The organism is Streptomyces coacervatus, from assembly GCF_029223485.1.
GTDB classification, from domain to species: Bacteria; Actinomycetota; Actinomycetes; order Streptomycetales; family Streptomycetaceae; genus Streptomyces; species Streptomyces coacervatus.
The window spans coordinates 12,746-29,337 of sequence record NZ_JARHTP010000027.1 but is presented as its reverse complement, the minus strand read 5'-3'; the positions used below and the strand labels follow the sequence as shown (position 1 = coordinate 29,337).

General features: G+C 71.8%; 12 protein-coding genes. 5 read left to right on the top strand and 7 right to left on the bottom strand.

Annotated features, from left to right (window positions below):
• Positions 1-35 precede the first annotated feature (35 nt).
• A complete protein-coding gene (locus P2Q00_RS44780; RefSeq protein ID WP_275780558.1) occupies positions 36-1,067 on the top strand; it encodes a hypothetical protein in 1,032 nt (343 codons plus the stop codon).
• A 90-nt stretch (positions 1,068-1,157) separates the two neighbouring features.
• Here the strand turns inward: P2Q00_RS44780 and P2Q00_RS44775 are convergent, their stop codons facing one another.
• Complete coding sequence (locus tag P2Q00_RS44775) at positions 1,158-2,327, bottom strand: hypothetical protein (protein ID WP_275780557.1); 1,170 nt, start codon at positions 2,325-2,327, stop codon at positions 1,158-1,160.
• Positions 2,328-2,631: 304 nt separating this feature from the next.
• Here P2Q00_RS44775 and P2Q00_RS44770 point away from each other — a divergent pair, with 304 nt between their 5' ends.
• Together P2Q00_RS44770 and P2Q00_RS44765 are read left to right on the top strand one after the other, a co-directional pair.
• Positions 2,632-3,012, top strand: a complete 381-nt coding sequence (locus tag P2Q00_RS44770; RefSeq protein WP_275780656.1) for a PadR family transcriptional regulator — start codon at positions 2,632-2,634, stop codon at positions 3,010-3,012.
• On the top strand, positions 3,009-4,049 hold the full coding sequence (locus P2Q00_RS44765) for a hypothetical protein (RefSeq protein WP_275780556.1): 1,041 nt from the start codon (positions 3,009-3,011) through the stop codon (positions 4,047-4,049). The genes P2Q00_RS44770 and P2Q00_RS44765 overlap by 4 nt, the downstream gene beginning before the upstream one ends.
• On the opposite strand, the gene P2Q00_RS44760 is transcribed toward P2Q00_RS44765, so the two are convergent.
• Both P2Q00_RS44760 and P2Q00_RS44755 read right to left on the bottom strand, forming a co-directional pair.
• A complete protein-coding gene (locus tag P2Q00_RS44760; protein ID WP_275780555.1) occupies positions 4,033-4,527 on the bottom strand; it encodes a lamin tail domain-containing protein in 495 nt (164 codons plus the stop codon). The two genes, P2Q00_RS44765 and P2Q00_RS44760, sit on opposite strands and share 17 nt — an antisense overlap.
• 103 nt (positions 4,528-4,630) lie before the next feature.
• The gene (locus P2Q00_RS44755) at positions 4,631-5,794 is read right to left on the bottom strand and encodes an FAD-dependent oxidoreductase (protein WP_275780554.1); all 1,164 of its coding nucleotides are present in this window, start codon (positions 5,792-5,794) and stop codon (positions 4,631-4,633) included.
• A 97-nt stretch (positions 5,795-5,891) separates the two neighbouring features.
• Between P2Q00_RS44755 and P2Q00_RS44750 the strand changes: the two genes are divergently transcribed.
• Positions 5,892-6,884 carry a D-cysteine desulfhydrase family protein gene (locus P2Q00_RS44750; protein ID WP_275780553.1) on the top strand — a complete coding sequence of 331 codons (993 nt, stop codon included), beginning with the start codon at positions 5,892-5,894 and terminating at the stop codon, positions 6,882-6,884.
• 36 nt (positions 6,885-6,920) lie between these two features.
• On the opposite strand, the gene P2Q00_RS44745 is transcribed toward P2Q00_RS44750, so the two are convergent.
• The 4 genes from P2Q00_RS44745 to P2Q00_RS44730 form a co-directional block, all read right to left on the bottom strand.
• Positions 6,921-8,285 carry an FAD-dependent oxidoreductase gene (locus tag P2Q00_RS44745; protein WP_275780551.1) on the bottom strand — a complete coding sequence of 455 codons (1,365 nt, stop codon included), beginning with the start codon at positions 8,283-8,285 and terminating at the stop codon, positions 6,921-6,923.
• Positions 8,286-8,420: 135 nt separating this feature from the next.
• Positions 8,421-9,269: a chitosanase gene (locus P2Q00_RS44740; protein ID WP_275780549.1), complete on the bottom strand. Its 849-nt coding sequence runs from the start codon at positions 9,267-9,269 to the stop codon at positions 8,421-8,423.
• 151 nt (positions 9,270-9,420) lie between these two features.
• Entirely contained in the window at positions 9,421-12,249 is a 2,829-nt protein-coding gene (locus P2Q00_RS44735; protein ID WP_275780548.1) for a SpoIIE family protein phosphatase, read from the bottom strand.
• Positions 12,250-12,353: 104 nt separating this feature from the next.
• Complete coding sequence (locus P2Q00_RS44730; RefSeq protein ID WP_275780547.1) at positions 12,354-14,876, bottom strand: SpoIIE family protein phosphatase; 2,523 nt, start codon at positions 14,874-14,876, stop codon at positions 12,354-12,356.
• Between the two features lie 266 nt (positions 14,877-15,142).
• Here P2Q00_RS44730 and P2Q00_RS44725 point away from each other — a divergent pair, with 266 nt between their 5' ends.
• A complete protein-coding gene (locus P2Q00_RS44725; protein WP_275780546.1) occupies positions 15,143-16,555 on the top strand; it encodes a cytochrome P450 in 1,413 nt (470 codons plus the stop codon).
• Positions 16,556-16,592: the final 37 nt, after the last annotated feature.

The following is a 16,592-nucleotide window of genomic DNA, read 5'->3' as shown; positions in this document are numbered from 1 at the left end:
GGCGAACCTTTCCATCTCTTCTATGCAGGAGCGTCATGAGCATCAGCTCTTCATCACCTCAGTCCAACGACCGCCCGATAGCTGTCGCGCACGACGACCCGTTCAGCACCGTGGTGCACGCCGCCGTCAACGATCGACCCCTGGAGGAAGTCGCCAACCTCATCACCATGCTGGAGCAGTCCCCGCAGTACGCGACGGCCACCACCGACGCGCTGCGCGCGGTCGGCAAGAACCGCTCCGTGGAGGACGTCGCCCGGCTGGTCACCCTTCTCACCCGCCCACCGCGCGACGCCGCCAGCGCGGACGAAGCAATCCGCGCGGCGGTCGAGAACCGTCCGGTGGAGGAAGTGACACGGCTGATGGCACAGCTTCACCGGACGTCGAAGGAATGCCACTTCGGGCAGGAGGCAGCACGGGCGGCCGCCTCGACACGGTCCGTCGAGGACCTCGTGGAACTCATCGGCCGGCTGGGCGAAGAGCGCACAGCCCGCGCCACCGTGCCGGAGGCGTGGCCGCAGGCTCGGCCGCACGGCGAGAAGGAGTGGGGCCCGGACGGCGCAATCCCGCCGCCCGTCCCCCCGGCCCCGCCCTCCTTCGGCCCGGGCACCGTGCTGGGGCGGCCCGCCCGAGCGCCGGCGCGTCACGCCGAGCGCCCGCCGTGGCCGGGCCTGCTCGTCGCAGCCGCACTCTTCCTGTGTGCGCTGCTCTGGTTCCCGATGTACCAGACCGGCGAGCCCGTCCAGATCTACGTCACCGGCGTCGCGGTGTCGGCCCTGTGCGCCTTGCTGGCCGTACTGGTGACCCTGCGGCCCGTCCCGCTCGCCCTCGCGGTCGCGGGCGCGGTGCCGGCGCTGCTTGCCGGGGTCGAGTTGTACCGGGGCCGGCTCCACTCGGCGTGGCTGTCCCAGGCGCTCGACCTGACGCTCGCGCCGGGCTGGGTCGCCGGCCTGGCCGCCATGTGTGCGGCACTGGCCGCCCTGACGGCCCTGGTCCTGCGCATCGCCGCGCACCCGTCGGCCATGGGTGCAGCGGCCCGCCCCCTGGCCGCGGCGAGCCGACCGGAGTGATGCGCCATCTCCCTGACGTCCTCAGTCCGTCACGTCCAAGCCCGCGGTTCTTCGGACCGCGGGCGCTTCACGTCCCGTGCACACAGGCCTTCAGCGGCCGGACGAGTCCGGCCGCTCACCTGTGCCGTCCGGCTCCCGGCCGCCGTCCGCGACCGGCGTGGGGCGCAGGGCCTTGGCGGTGTCCTTCAGGCGCTCCAGCCTTCGGGTCAGCTGCTGGAACGGGGAGCTTTGGGGCGCGGCGGGCAGCTGCGGCCGGATGGGAGCGCCGTCGCCGTTCTCGCGGTGGGCGGCCAGCGCCTCATGCGCCCGCTCGGCGGCCTCGCGGTACAGATCCCGGGACTTGGTCATGGCCTCGAGCGCCTCGGCGTACATGTCCACGAGCCCGCGTGCACGGGCGAGTTCCTCTTCGAGCGTCCTCAGCTGCCAGTCGTCCCGCAGCGCGGTGACGGCCTTCTCGGCACCGTCCGGCAGTGCAGACGGCAGCGCGGCGAAACGGGCCAGCCCGTCGAGGAGTTCCGCCGGCCGTGAGCCGTCGAGGAAGACCGTGCGTACGGAGAATTCGTCCGCGTCGAAGCCGTCCGGGGCCGGCGTGGCGGGCAGCAGGACCGCGCCGCCGCGCGGGACCTGCACCCCGAACTCGCGCAGGACCCGGTTCACGATGCGCAGCTGGTCCGGTGCGGCACGGTGCTCCACGACGCGATGCCGCAGGCTCGGCGGCAGCATCGGGCCGATCGGCAGCCGGCCGCGCTCGTCGGGCGTCATCGCCTCGTGCACGAGGACATTGATGTTCCAGCCTCCGCGCACGGAGTTCCTGAGCAGACGCCGGATGTCCTTGTCGTCCGCGGGAAGGCGGTTGACCTCCCGAAGGCGCAGCCCCGTGACGGGCTGGCGGTCCCAGGGCACACCGGGCTCGTCGGGCCAGAACATGGTGGCAGGAGACGGCCACCCCTGCTCCCACGCGCGTTCCGCCTCCGCCGCAAGCACCCACTCCCGGCCGGGCTCCGCGTCGTGCGCGAGCGTCAGCCGGGCCCGCACGGTCACCGAATCGGCGACCGTCCAGCGCGCCTCGAAGACGGACTGCGCAGCGCTCTCGGCGGTCTCGGCGACCGGCACCTCGAGATGGTCGTCGATGGTCCCGTCGTCCTTGAGCCGGTGCAGCGTCCGGCGTACGACGTCTTCGGTATCGGGCCCGGTATGGCGGCCACGGGCCAGCCACAGCGTGCGGGACGGGGTCGGGCGGGTGGAGGCGGAAGTGCGCATGAGTCCATCTGGTGGCGGGGGCACGTTCATGCACCAGTATCGTCGCCGCGGGTCGGCGGGCATCGCCCGGGGGTGGTCGCACGGGAGGTGCGCGGCGCACTCGGGGTGCGAGGAATCCGCTCAAGGAGACCCGGTTCACCCGTTTCCCCCGCGCACCGGGCCCGCCACAATGGCGCCCGCGAACAGGGCCCGCCCACCATCCGCTTAGGGGCGGGTCCTGTTCGCGCCTCGCCATCCCCAGGTGACTCGGCGACTCGCTATATATCGGAAGCCGATATATCGTGGCGGCATGGCATCGAGGAACATGACTCAGGCGGCGTTCTTCGTCCTCACCGCCCTGGCCGACCAGCCCCGGCACGGCTACGGGATTCTGCGGGAGGTCGAGGATCTGTCCGACGGCGCAGTGCAGTTGCGCGTCGGCACCCTGTACGGCGTGCTGGACAGACTCACCGCGGACGGGCTGATCGTCCTGGACCGCGAGGAGGTGCACGAGGGCCGGCTGCGGCGCTACTACCGCCTCACGGACGAAGGGATGCAGGCCCTCGAAGCGGAGGCGGAGCGCATGGCCGCCGGCGCCAGCGCCGCCAAGGAGCGCATCGCCGAGGGGCGCAGGGCCCCCGGAGCGGTCGCGAAGCCGGTTGCCCGTCCGGCCGCAGGCCCCGGACTCGCCGGAGGTCTGGCATGACGACGCTGCTCGAGACGCGCTACCGCACGGTGCTGCGCCTGCTGCCCGCCTACTACCGGCGCGAGAGGGAGGAGGAGATGGTCGAGGTCTACCTGTGGGACATCGACCAGGAGACCCAGGACCAGAGCAGGCCCACGCTGGGCGAGGTGGCGAGCGTCGCCGCCCTCGCCATGCGCAGCAGGCTGGCCGCCACCGGGGCGCCACGCCCGTACCTCCTGCTCGGGTCGGCCGTCCGTCACTTCGCCCTGTTCGCCGTGCTGCTGCAGGCCGCCGCCGCGGTCGTCGACCGCGTCCTGGGGCTGACCTGGGCAGCCACGCATGGAGGGCGCGACTGGGACATGTTCCTGTCGGGATTCACCGGCCGCGGTCCGCTGGGGAACGTCGTCGAGGTCGCCGCATGGGTGCTTCCGCTGCTGTGGACGGTCGCCTACTTTGCGCTCCTGCACGACCGCAGGCGCCTCGCCCAGGTGTCCGTGCTGCTCGCCGCGCTGCCCACGCTGTCGCCGTTCGCCGCTCCGCTGGTGAGCGAACTGGAGCCGTGGGACCCGTGGTTCGCCACCGCCGGGGCGCTCTTCGCCTGGCTGCCGGCGCTCGCCCTGTGCGCCGCCCACCACCGTGACGCCCCCAGGGCAGTGCTGCCCGTCGGCACCCCGGGCCTCGCCTTCGCGGCCTGCAGCGTGGTGTCGGGTGCCTCGGTGGTCGTGTTGCCCGCCATGCCCGACGCGGCCTGGGCGCCGGCCACCTGTTTCGTCGTCGGAGCGCTCGGCTGGCTGCTCCTGCGCCGCCGCGGCGCGGACCGGAGCGCGGCCTGCGGTGCCGTGGCCCTGGCCGCGCTCGGTCTGCTGCTGCTGGCGGTGCGGGTCGCCACGCTGTATCCGTGGCTCGGCCTTCTCCCCGGCGCCTACCTCGGGAGTGCGTTGGGCCAGGCGGCAGCGCTCACGCTGCTGACCGTGGCGCTGGCGGTCGTGGCCAGGCGCGACCTCGCCGCGCGCCGGCCCGCACCGGAGGGGCGGCCGCCTGTCACCCGTGGAAGGTGATGTAGCCGTTGCCGTCCGGGTCGTTGCCGCTCTTGGTGTAGGCGTGCGAATCGGCACCGCTGCCCGACGGCTTGTACACGTAGATCGTGTCCTTGTCGTTGTTCCACATGAAGTTGCAGTTGTTGCGGTAGACGACGTTGTTTCTGTCGGAGTCGGTGCCGTGGCCGCCGCGGAGCTTCACATAGTCGCCGGGCTCCAGGTAGTGGTTGCGGCTGAAGGTGAACTTGTTGCCGGCCTTGTCCTTCACCACGTACCCCTTCAGGTTCACGGTCGTGCCCGACGAGTAGTTCTTGATCGTCAGGTACTCCTCGTCCGTGTTCCCGGTGGTGCAGTTGTTGGAGTCGCGGCCGGGAGCGTCGTACTGGATGCCCTTGATCTTCAACGCGGACCGGTACTCGGTGGCGTGGGCCGGGACGGCCGCCAGCACGGCGAGCGTGCCCGCGGCGGTGGCTATGGCGGCGACAGAGCGTATACGCATGTAAATCCCCCCTGTTGTGGATTTCCGGTGAAGGATCTGGAGCGTATACAACCGGGGGGATTTGGGGGTGGATTTCGCCGAAATGGCCGTACGTCGCCCGGGGTCACCCCGAGCGGGTCCAGACATCGACGCCCCACTCCAGGAGCCGGACGAGCTCGTCGTCCCCGGGCCGGGGCACGGCAGTGCCCCGGGCGGCGGGGGACGGTGAGTGGACACCGCGCGAGATGTTGCCGCTGACGGTGATGTTGTGCTCCACGCGTGGGCGGCGCAGCTCCTCGTAGAGGCGGAGCGCGGTCTCGGTGTCCGGTGCGTCGCGCAGGGACTTCGCGAGGACGACGGCGTCCTCCAGAGCCATCGACGCGCCCTGACCGGTCACGGGGGAGGCCGCATGGGCCGCATCGCCGACGAGCAGTGTCCGGCCGGAGCGCCAGGGTGTGCCGGCGGGTATCTCGGTGGCGTTGGTGACCATGACGTCGTCGCCGGTGGCCGCAACGATGTCCGCGGCGGGCGTGGCGTCCTTGCGCAGCAACGGAACGAGCAGTTCGCGCCACCCGGCGGGCGAGCCGTCCGCGATCTCGTCGGCCGGCAGCGGCTCGCCGGCCACGCGCGCGAACCAGTACGTCTCCCCGTCGGGCGAGACGGCATGGCCGAAGGCGGCCGTGCTGCCGCGCACCATGGTGATGCGCGCGTCCGGTTCGGACCGGGCTGCGGCGCGGGTGTAGCCGTAGAAGACTCGCTGGCCGGCGTAGCACGGCTGGGCGTCGGGGGCGATCTGCCGGCGGACCGTGGAGTTCAGGCCGTCGGCGCCGATCAGCAGGTCGCCGGTTGCGGTGCTGCCGTCGGTGAAGTGCGCGGTGACGCCGTCGGGGCCGTCCTGGACGGAGGCGAGCCGGGCGCCGTGCCGGATCACTATGCCCCGGCGTGCGGCCTCTGTCTGCAGGGCCGCGTTGAGGTCGCCCCGGCGCAGGCAGCGGTACTGCAGGAGAGAGTCGGCGGCTTCGCCGAGGGGGACTTGTGCCAGTTCGGCGCCCGCGTCGTCCAGGACCCGCATCGAGGTCAGCGGGAAGCCGACCGCCCTGACCGCGTCGGAGGCATCGATCTGCGCGAGGGCGCGCATGCCGTTGCTCGCGAGGGTGAGGAACGCGCCCAGATCCTCGGCCGAACCGGGATGCGCCTCGTGCACGCTGCTCTCGAAGCCCGCCTTGTGCAGCGCCAGGGCCGCCGCCGTGCCGGCGATTCCACCACCGATGACCAGTATTCGTGCCACGCCCACCCCGTTCCTTCCGGTAGGGCCCCCGTGGTCGTACGCGCAGCTGTGAGAACGTCTGGTCAGCGGTGCGGGTTCCTGTTTCGGAGGAGTTGTCGTGGGCGATGTCGTGAAGGGCCGTGTCGAACTGTCCACTTGGCCCACGCCCGTCGAGCGGATGCCGCGGCTTGCGGCCCGGCTCGGCCTTCGTGAACACGATCTATGGATCAAGCGGGACGATCTCATCGGCCTGGGAGGCGGCGGCAACAAGGTCCGCAAACTGGAGTGGTTCGTGGGAGCCGCCCTTGCGGAGGGCGCGGACACGCTGGTCACGACCGGCGCCGCACAGAGCAACCACGCCCGTCTCACCGCTGCCGCCGGGGCCCGGCTGGGCCTGGACGTGGTGCTCGTCTTCCCGGGCACACCCGAGGGCACGGCGGACGGGTCCGGGAACCTCGTACTGGACAGCCTCTTCGCGGCCCGCGTCCACTGGGCCGGCGACGCCGAGCCCAGCACCCTGGGCGACGTCGCCGGCGAGGTCTGCGAGCGGCTGCGCCGCGACGGAGCACGCCCCTACCTGATCCCGTTCGGAGGCTCGAGTCCGCTCGGGGCACACGGCTATACCGAAGGCGGCGAGGAGCTGCGGGCCCAACTGCCCGACGTGGACCACGTGGTGGTGGCCCTCGGCTCCGGCGGCACGATGGCCGGGCTGGTCGCCGCTCTGGGGCAGGAGCGCGTCCTGGGTGTCCACTGCGGGGCGGTGCCGGAACCGGCCGCCACCGTGGCCGATCTCGCCGGTGCGCTCACCGGCCGTAGCGTCGACCCCGGCTCCCTGCGGGTGCGCACCGACCAGGTCGGCGCGGGATACGGCGTCCTGCACGAGCCGGTTCTGGAGGCGATGCGGACGGTCGCGGAGACCGAGGGAATCGCCTTGGACCCCGTCTACACCGGGCGGGCGATGGCCGGACTCGTCGCCGCCGTGCGAGACGGCGACATCGGCCCGGGGCAGCGCACGGTGTTCCTGCACACCGGCGGGCTGCCTGGACTGTTCGGGCACACGGACACGGTGCGGCGCACTGTGTCGGCCCTTCAGTCCTGGAAGCCCGCCTGACGGCCGGTCGCGCCGGACGGCACGACCGGCCCGCGATCACGCGCCGCTCTCGCGCAGCATGTCCTCGCGCTCGACGATCTTCACGCGCTCGCGGCCCTGCGGCTCGCCCAGCGCCTTCTCCGCGGCGTCCAGCTTGTACCAGCCCTCCCAGGTGGTGAAGCGGACGCCCCGCTCGGCGAGGAACGCGTCCACCGCCTCGGGCTCGGGTGCACCCGGCGTCTGCAGACGGCCGTTCGCGTGGTCGTCCAGGAGGTTGGCCACCGTCTCGTTGGCGTCGCCCTTGGTGTGGCCGATCAGGCCCACCGGACCGCGCCGGATCCAGCCGGTGACGTACGTCGACTGCAGGTGCTCGCCCGACTCCTGGAGGACCCGGCCACCCTCGTCCGGGACCGTGCCCGAGTCGATGTCCCAGGGCAGCTTGGGGAGCTTGTCGGACAGGTAGCCGACCGCGCGGTAGATCGCGTTGACGTCCCAGTCCTTGAACTCGCCGGTGCCCTTGACATTGCCGGTGCCGTCGAGGGCGGTGCGCTCGGTGCGCAGACCGACGACCTCGCCGTCCTCGCCGAGGATCTCGGTGGGCGACTCGAAGAAGTGCAGGAACAGTTTGTGCGGGCGGTCGCCGACATCGCGGATCGCCCAGTTCTCCAGGGTCTTGGCGACCATGTCGGCCTGCTTGTTGCCGCGCCGCGTCTCGATCGAGCCCGCGTCGTAGTCGATGTCCTCGGGGTCGACGATGACCTCGATGTTGGGGGAGTGGTCCAGCTCCCGCAGCTCCATCGGGGAGAACTTCGCCTGCGCCGGGCCGCGGCGGCCGAAGACGTGGATCTCCAGCGCCTTGTTGGCCTTCAGGCCGTCGTAGACGTTCGGCGGGATCTCGGTCGGGAGCAGCTCGTCCGCGGTCTTGGCCAGGATGCGTGCCACGTCGAGCGCGACGTTGCCGACGCCGAGGACGGCGACCTTCTCCGCCTCCAGCGGCCAGGTGCGCGGCACGTCCGGGTGGCCGTCGTACCAGGACACGAAGTCGGCGGCGCCGTACGAGCCGTCGAGCTCGATGCCGGGTATGCGAAGCTCGCGGTCGGCCGTCGCACCCGTCGAGAAGATCACGGCGTCGTAGAACGCACGCAGGTCGTCCAGGCTGAGGTCGTTCGGGTAGTCGACGTTGCCGAAGAGGCGGATCTGCGGCTTGTCGAGCACCTGGTGCAGGGCCGTGATGATGCCCTTGATGCGCGGGTGGTCGGGGGCGACGCCGTAGCGGATCAGGCCGAACGGGGCGGGCATCCGCTCGAAGAGGTCGATGGACACGCCGGGTTCGGCGGCCACCTCGGACTTGAGCAGGGCGTCGGCGGCGTAGATCCCGGCGGGGCCGGCTCCGACGATGGCTACCCGCAGGGGGCGCGGCATGATCAGGTTCCCTTCGAGCGATGACAGGCGACTCGAACGGGAAGCCTAAGCTAAGGCAAGCCTAAGTCGGTACGCGGGTCCGGTCTATGGGCTCATAAATCAACTTTATGAGCCCATAGACGCTCCGCGGACCGGTCAGCCGATGTGGTAACTGTCCCCGTACACCTTCCAGTTGAGCGGTGTGTCGAGGCACAGGTTCCCGTTGCGCAGGAACACCCGCTGCTCGGTGTCGACCCGGCTGGTGTCGCTGTGCGCCTCCTCCTGCTTCATCGCCCACACCCGGGCGTCGAGGAAGGCGTTCAGGTACGTCGTCTCGTCGCCGCCCTGGGCCGGCGGCTTCGCCTTGTTCAGTGCCCGCTTGCGTATGTTGCGGAAACTGGTCGGGTCGTCGCCGTCGCCGTGCATCACGATGGCGTCGTAGTAGGTGAACTGCCCGAGCGTGCCGAGCCCGTCGGTCTTGCCCTGCTTGACGGCCGGGTTGAAGTAGACGCGGTCGCGCTCATCGTTCTGCGCCTGCTGGAACGCCGTGTCCTGGGCCGCCTTGCGCCAGTCCTTGGGGAAGTTCGGGTCGAGCCCCTCGTGCGAGTCGGAGCCGTTCACCGAGCGCAGCGCCGGAAGGTATTTGGCAAGTATGTTGCCCGGCTTGCGGTCGGTGTAGAGCTGGACCAGGTCGAGCATGTCGCCGGTGCCGGAGCAGAAGCCGATGATCCCGGCCGTGTAGCCGCGGCCGTCGCCGATGTCCTCGATGTACTTGTACTGCGCCTTCCAGTCGAGCGAGGAGTTCTCCGCGCTCGACACCAGCTTCATGGCGATCTCCTTCTTCGCCGGGTCGTCGAGGCCCACGCAGCCTGCCGCGGCCGGAGCGGCCGAGGCGTGCCAGGGCCGCAGGAGGGGTGCCGCGGCCAGGGACGCGCCGGCCGCGAAGAGGACGGTGCGGCGTGAGATGCGGGTGGGATGTGCAGGGTCGCCGGAGAGGTGCCTCACGGGGGCTCCAAGGAGTGGTGGGGGGTGGGGAGTTGGCCGTGCGATGACACTGATAGGAAGGTTTCCTATCAGAGGATCCGGGCGAGGCACACCCGTCGCGGAAGAAGTTCGTAGAGTCGTACGAAGAAGGTACGGACCAAAAGGGGCCGAGTCAGGGCAGCGGCTGCTCCGCCCAGATGACCTTGCCCTCCGGGGTGTACCGGGTGCCCCAGCGGTCGGCGAGCTGGGCCACGAGGAACAGGCCGCGGCCGCCCTCGTCCGTCATCGCCGCATACCGCAGATGCGGCGATGTGCTGCTGCTGTCGAAGACCTCGCAGATCAGGGTGCGGTCGAACAGCACCCGGACATGGATGGGGTCGGCGCCGTAGCGGATCGCGTTGGTGACCAGCTCGCTCAGGATGAGCTCCGTGGCGAACGTCAGCTCGTCGAGCCCCCATCCGGTGAGCCGGCGGCTGACGGAAGCACGTACCTCCGAGACCTTCGCCGGGTCGTTCGGCACCTGCCAGTCGGCGATGCGGTCGGCGTCGAGTGCCCTCGTGCGGGCGACGATCAGGGCGACGTCGTCGCTCGGTCTGGCCGGCAGCTGCGAGTCGAGCACCACCCGGCAGGTGTCCTCCGGCGATTCACCGGCGCGTTCCAGCGCGCCCCGCAGCAGTGCCAGACCCTCGTCGATGTCCCGCTCCCGGTCCTCGACCAGCCCGTCCGTGTAGAGGACGAGACGGCTGCCCTCCTCCAGCACCAGGTCGGCCGTCTCGAACGGCAGGCCGCCGAGGCCGAGCGGGGGACCGGCGGGCACATCGGGGAACTCGACGCTGCCGTCGGGCCGGATCAGGGCCGGCGGCGGATGGCCGGCCCGGGCGATGGTGCACGTCCGGGACACCGGGTCGTAGATCGCGTACAGGCAGGTGGCGCCGGTGACCGGGGCGTGGCCGCCGTCCGCCGTCTCGTCCTGCATCTCGTCCTGCGTCTCGTCCTGGTCGATGCGGCCGACCAACTCGTCCAGCAGGGCGAGGAGTTCGTCGGGCGGCAGGTCGAGGGCGGAGAAGTTGTGGACCGCCGTCCGCAGCCGTCCCATGGTGGCCGCGGCGTGCAGCCCGTGCCCGACGACGTCGCCGACGACGAGGGCGACCCGGGCGCCCGACAGCGGCAGTACGTCGAACCAGTCCCCGCCGACTCCGGCCTGCGCCGGCAGATACCGGTAGGCGATGTCCAGGGCGCTCTGCTCGGGCAGTCTGCGGGGCAGCAGGCTGCGCTGCAGGGTCACGGCCATGCTGTGCTCGCGCGTGTAGCGGCGGGCGTTGTCGATGGAGACCGCGGCGCGGGCCACCAGCTCCTCGGCGAGGGCCAGTTCGTCCACGTCGAAGGGCTCGGGCTTCTCGGCGCGCCAGAAGCTGACCACCCCGAGGACCAGCGTTCCGGCGCGCAGCGGCACGGTGATCAGCGAGTGGATGCCGTACTCGACGACCTGCGCGGTGCGCTCCAGATCCTGCGCGTGCCAGCCCGGCGCCGCACCGAGGTCCGGCTCCAGCACGGCCTGCCCGGAGTGCAGGGAGCGGGCCTGCGGCGAGGAGTCGACGAACCTGATCTGCCTGCCCACCTTGTAGAGCGGGGCGTCCTCGCGGATCCCGCTGGACGCGGTACGGCGCAAGGAGGTCACCGCCTCCGGCTGGCCCCCGCCCAGCACCGCGTCGAACAGGTCGACCGTCGCGAAGTCGGCGAACCGCGGGACGGCGAGCTCCGCCAGCTCCTCCGCGGTGCGGGCGACGTCCAGGCTGGTGCCGATGCCCACCCCGGCGTCGTACAGCATGTTGAGGCGTTCCCGCGCCGTCTCGGCCCGGCCGGACAGGGCGCGCAGCTCGGTCGAGTCGCGGAGCGTGGCGACGCTGCCCGGCGGGCCGCCCTGGACGTCCGTGGGCCGCTGGTTGACCGCCAGGAGCCGGTCCTTGACCAGGTGCACCTCATCCGTGGCGACCCGCCCGGAGGCCAGCAGCTCGGCCGTGTCGGGGGCGAGGCCGAGGTCGAGGGCGTACCGGCCCTCGGCGTCCTCGGGCAGATCGAGCAGACGGTGCGCCTCGTCGTTGGCGAGCAGCAGCCGGCCCTCGCCGCTGACGATGAGTACGCCCTCGCGGACGGCGTGCAGCACCGCGTCGTGGTGCTCGTACATGCGGGTCATCTCGTCCGGGCCCAGACCGTGCGTCTGGCGCAGCAGCCGTCTGCTCACCAGCGCCGTGCCCCCGGTGGCCAGGGCGAGTCCCACGGCCGCGGCGAACAGGACGAGCGGCAGCTGCCGGTCGGCGGTGCCGCCCACGGTCGCGGTCGTGATGCCGGCCGACACCAGGCCCACGACCTTGCCGTCGTCCGCCTTGATGGGCACGACCGCCTGCACCAGCCGCCCGATCGTCCCGTTGATCTCCTCGACCACCGTCCCGCCGGCCAGCGCGGGTTCGATCGTCCCCACGAACTTCTTGCCGATGCGGTTCGGTTTGGGGTGGGTGTAGCGGATGCCGTCGGTGTTCATGACGACGATGAAGTCCACGCCGGTCGCCTTGCGGGCGGCCTCTGCCCGCGGCTGCAGAATTTTCGTGGGGTTCGGGCTGCTGAGCGCCTCGCGGGTGCCCGGCGCATTGGCGAACGCCTCGGCGACGGCGACCGACCGGTTGCGGGCCTCCTGTGTGCTGTCGTGCCGGACCTGCAGATACAGCGCCCCCACCGCGGCGACCACCAGCAGCAGCACGATCACCACCTGCAGGACGAACACCTGCCTGGCGATGCTGCGCCCGGTCAGCGCCGACCGCAACGCCGTGATGCGCGCGGGTTCCGGCTCGCCCGGATGCCCTCTTCGGCGGGTGGGCGCACTGTGTGGCGTCCGCGTCGTGCGCTGCCCGTGCGCTGCGTGGGCGCGATCGGTCGCGCGGCGGGCACGGGGACCGCCGGGACGGCGGTGCGACCGGGTCCCGGAACGGTCCGGAAGACGGACCATGTGCCCATGTCTACACTGCCGGGCCGTGTGAGGCGAGAGGCATCACAGAGGGTGACGGAGTTCGCCTCCCGTGCGTGTGCCGACGTCACGGGCGGGGGACGGGTTCACCGCTGGTTCCCGTGCGCCGCACGGCGCGTGGCGAGGAGCAGCGCGATGTCGTCGGGGCGGTCGGCGGAGTGCCGGGCCGCCGCGGTGAGGCGGTCGGCGATCCCGGCCAGCGGACGCCGGCCCGGGCGTACGGCGGGGGCGCCCACCTTCGCCAGGGCCACCCGCAGGGCCGTGATGCCGTCGTCGATGTCGACGCCGGGCCGCTCGACGAGCCCGTCCGTGTACAAGGCGAGGACGGCACCGGGCTCGATCCGCAGCTCGGCGACGGGGTACTGGGCGTGCGGATCCACCCCGAGCACCACACCGCCGGGCAGGTCCAGCACCTCGGTGTGGCCGTCCGGGTGGCGCAGCAGCGGCGGCGGGTGCCCGGCACGGGCTGCCCGCGCCAGGCCCGACGCCGGATCCAGCCGGATATAGCAGCAGCTCGCGAACTGTCCGGGATCGAGGTCGATGAGCAGATGGTTCGTGCCGCTCATCACCTCGTCGGGCGGCCGGTCACCGAGCGCGAACGCCCTTACCGCACTGCGCAGTTGACCCATGGTGGCCGCCGCCTGCACACCGTGCCCCTGGACATCGCCGATGACCAGCGCCAGACCGTCCCCCGCCTCGACGACGTCGTACCAGTCGCCGCCCACCTCCATGCCCTGCGTTCCGGGCAGATAGCGCCCGGTGGTCTCCACCTGCGGATGGGCCGACAGCCGACGGGGGAGCAGGGCCTGCTGCAGCCCGCGCGCGAGCGCCGCCTCGCTCTCGTAGCGCTTCGCCTTCTCCATGGCGTGGGCGATCAGTCCGGCGAGCGCGGTCAGCACCGTGCGTTCCTCGGTGCTGAAGCTGCGCGAACCGTCGAAACCCAGGATGCAGGAACCCACCGGGCGCCCGGAGGCGATCAGCGGCAGGAACGCGCGGGCTCCCTCGTCCGCGTCCAGCGCGATGCCCGGATAGGCGGCGGCCAGCTGCTCCATCGAGTCGAAGAAGATCGGGCGGCCGCCGGTCAGCGTCTCGACACCGGGCAGATGGGCGTCCAGGCCCACGCCCTCGAAGGGGGCGAGGAACCCTTTGGGGAAGCCGTTCTCCCAGGCCAGATACAGATGCCGGTCCTGCAGCAGATAGATGGCCAGCCGGCGGCCGCCGAACGGAGGCAGCAGTTCCCGCATGACCACGGCCGCCACCTGCCGTGCGGTGACCGCCTCCGTCAGCGCGATGGCGAGGACGATGGGGCGGTACAGCGGAGCCATCGAGGGCACGTCGGGCGAGGCCGAGGCGGCCGGCTCCGAAGCGGGGGCGGCGGCGTCCGCCACGTGGTCCGCCGGACGGAACGTACACGTCAGCACGTCCGGGCCCGGATAGACACACACGTCGAGCCAGGCGCTCTCGTACGACGGCTCTGCGTTCTCCCCGCCGGGCCGTGCCACCGGGAAGCGCACCGGGTCCGGCGACAGCAGAGCGCTGCGCAGATGGTCCTCGAAGGCGGGCTGGTTCAGCCAGGGCACCGCCTCCCACAGCGGACGGCTGAGCAGCTGCGTCCGGGAGCAGTGCAGCAGCTGTCCGGCGCGGGGGTTGGCGTAGAGGATCAGCCCCAGCCGGTCCAGGCAGAGCACGCCGTCGGGCAGCAGGTCGGCCGCGGCGTCGGCCGCCGCACCGGGGCCGGGGTCGACGACGAAGCCCCGGACGGGATGCGCGCCGGACGGTGTGCCGGGCGGGGCGGGGGCGGCGTACGGGCTCCACAGCTCCACCAGCCGCAGCGCGCCGTCCTCGGCCCGCACATACAGCGGCAGGGGCGGTGGCCGGCCCGCGGCGGTCTCCCGCAGCGCGGCCAGGACGCGCTGTGTCTCGGCCGGGGCGACGGCGTCCGCGAGCGCCTCCACGGACGTGGCGAACCCGTCGGCCGGCACCCCCAGCAGCGCGGGCAGGCGCTCGTCCACGGTCACGACGTCCGTCACCGGATCCCAGGCGAAACCCCCGGCACGCCCCGCGGGCGGCCGCGCGCCCGGCGGCCGTACGCACACCGGCTCCCCGTCCCAGGCGACCGGCGATCTGCCGCCGTCCTCCAGGCGCCCGAGGGCCGTGCCCAGGTCCTCGGCCAGCCGCACCATGCGATCACGGCAGTGCAGCAGCTCGGTGGCGTCCGCGGCGGAGGGACGCAGCACGGTCAGCACACCGAAGGTCGTCGGCCCGCCCACGACCGGTACGTACATCGACCCGAACTGGAACGGCAGCCCGGCCGCGAACTGGGGATAGCGGCGCATCGTCTCCGTGGCGTTCGGCAGGACCACCTGCACACCGAGCCGGTAGGCGTCGGCCACCGGGAACGGACGGTCCACATGCAGCCGCCACCAGGGCCGGAACAGCGGGCCCGGCAGCCCCGCGAGCACCGCAAGGCGCAGCAGCCCGGGCGTGCCCGAGCGCAGATAGACCCCTCCCGAGTGCCCGCCGGCCGCACCGATCGCCTCCGTCGAGGCGTCGATCAGCAGCGCGGCCAGCTGCCCGGGCGTCCGGTGTGCGTGCTCCGCGCGAGTCATCGGCCCTACCTCGTCCGTACGCCGTCCAGCGGGCGACACAGCAAGAATGCGCCACTTCGGGCCCACGGCGCACCTGGGCGGACGCAGACAGCAGGGAAACCCGTGCTCCCGGACGTCGCAGGGATGTCCGTCGATGCCTCGTTCCGTGCGCCTGGGGCGCAGACCGTGGATGTGACGCAGAGAGCATGGTTCCGGTGCATCGGGCGAATTGGTCATGGGCATGCTTTTGGGCGTTTGCCCCCGCCCCCACAAGGAGTGATCGAGCGATGAGCGCCCCCACCGCGGCACCCGTCCCCACCCCCACAGCCCCCGGCGGACTGCCGCTGATCGGACACGGACTCCGCCTCGCCCGCGACCCGCTGCCGTTCATGACCTCGCTGCGCGAATACGGCAGCGTGGTGCGAATACGTATCGGCCCCACACCCGCCTACGTGGTCACGGACCCCGCACTGACCCGCCGTGTCCTCGTGACCGACGCCGCCCACTTCACCAAAGGCGGCAAGTACAACGACGCGCTGCGGGTCTTCCTCGGTGACGGAATCGCGACCGTCGCCGACGGCGACACCCATCTGCGCAACCGCCGTCTGATGCAGCCCATGTTCAACAAGGCGCACATCGCCGAGCGCGGCAACGCCATGATCGAGCAGGTTCGGACGATGGTCGGCGCCTGGACCGCGGCCGAATCGCGCGATGTGCTCGCCGACATGAACGAGGTCACCCTCGCCACGTTCCTCGTCGCCGTGTTCGGCGCGGACCTGCCCGCCCACCTGGAGGGCGAGTTCACCGCCCTGCTGCCCGACATCATGAAAGGAACGATTCGGCAGGTCATTCTCCCGCCCTGGGTCACGCGACTGCCGCTGCCCGCCAACCGCGCGCACGCCGACCGTGTCGCCCGCCTGCGCGCCCTTATCGACCAGGCCATCGACCACCACATCGACGTCACCGCACCCGGATCGGCTTCGGCGGACGGTGCGTCCGGTGCCGAGGCGTGCCCGCACGCGGCCGAGGCGCGCCGGCGGCAGAGCGGTCTGTTCGAGACCCTGATCGGCGCTGAGGACCAACTCGGCCGCCGGCAGCTCCAGGACGAGACCATCACCCTCCTGGGCGGAGCGATCGAGACCACCGGGACCACACTCGCCTGGGTGCTGTACGAGATCGCCGGCAACCCCGCCGTCGAACGACGCCTTCGTGAGGAGCTGGCCTCGGTGTGCGGGGACCGGCCGCTGCGCTACGACGACATCGACCGGCTCCCGTACGCCCGACGGGTTCTGCAGGAGGTCATCAGGAAGTACGGGGTGATCTGGATGGTGACGCGGACCGCCACCCGCGACATCGAACTCGGCGGACACCTCATACCCGAGGGCGCCGACGTCATGTGGAGTCCCTATCTGCACCAGCACGACTCCGCCTATTTCCCCGACCCGGACAGCTTCGACCCGGACCGCTGGGAGGCGGACGGCGTCGCGGGCACCCGAGGGCCCTTTCTCGCCTTCGGCGACGGCCGCCGCAAGTGCATCGGGGAGAACCTCGCGTGGGTCGAGCTCCTCATCATTCTCGCGACCGTCCTCCAGGCCTGGCCCCGGTTCAAGGTGACCTCCCGTCCACCGCGTGCCCAGGCCGTCATCACCGTCGAACCCGACGCCTTGGCCATGGAGTTCCATTCGGACTCGGCCGACTGACGGTCGGTCGAGCGCCCTCATGCGCAGGGCGCCCTCC

Bases quoted from the DNA above. Each gene is read 5' to 3' on its own strand.
- P2Q00_RS44780 (WP_275780558.1), top strand. From the start codon at position 36: ATGAGCATCAGCTCTTCATCACCTCAGTCCAACGACCGCCCGATAGCT.
- P2Q00_RS44735 (WP_275780548.1), bottom strand. From the start codon at position 12,249: ATGGTCCGTCTTCCGGACCGTTCCGGGACCCGGTCGCACCGCCGTCCC.
- P2Q00_RS44725 (WP_275780546.1), top strand. From the start codon at position 15,143: ATGAGCGCCCCCACCGCGGCACCCGTCCCCACCCCCACAGCCCCCGGC.
- P2Q00_RS44730 (WP_275780547.1), bottom strand. From the start codon at position 14,876: ATGACTCGCGCGGAGCACGCACACCGGACGCCCGGGCAGCTGGCCGCG.
- P2Q00_RS44770 (WP_275780656.1), top strand. From the start codon at position 2,632: ATGACTCAGGCGGCGTTCTTCGTCCTCACCGCCCTGGCCGACCAGCCC.
- P2Q00_RS44760 (WP_275780555.1), bottom strand. From the start codon at position 4,527: ATGCGTATACGCTCTGTCGCCGCCATAGCCACCGCCGCGGGCACGCTC.
- P2Q00_RS44745 (WP_275780551.1), bottom strand. From the start codon at position 8,285: ATGCCGCGCCCCCTGCGGGTAGCCATCGTCGGAGCCGGCCCCGCCGGG.
- P2Q00_RS44775 (WP_275780557.1), bottom strand. From the start codon at position 2,327: ATGCGCACTTCCGCCTCCACCCGCCCGACCCCGTCCCGCACGCTGTGG.
- P2Q00_RS44765 (WP_275780556.1), top strand. From the start codon at position 3,009: ATGACGACGCTGCTCGAGACGCGCTACCGCACGGTGCTGCGCCTGCTG.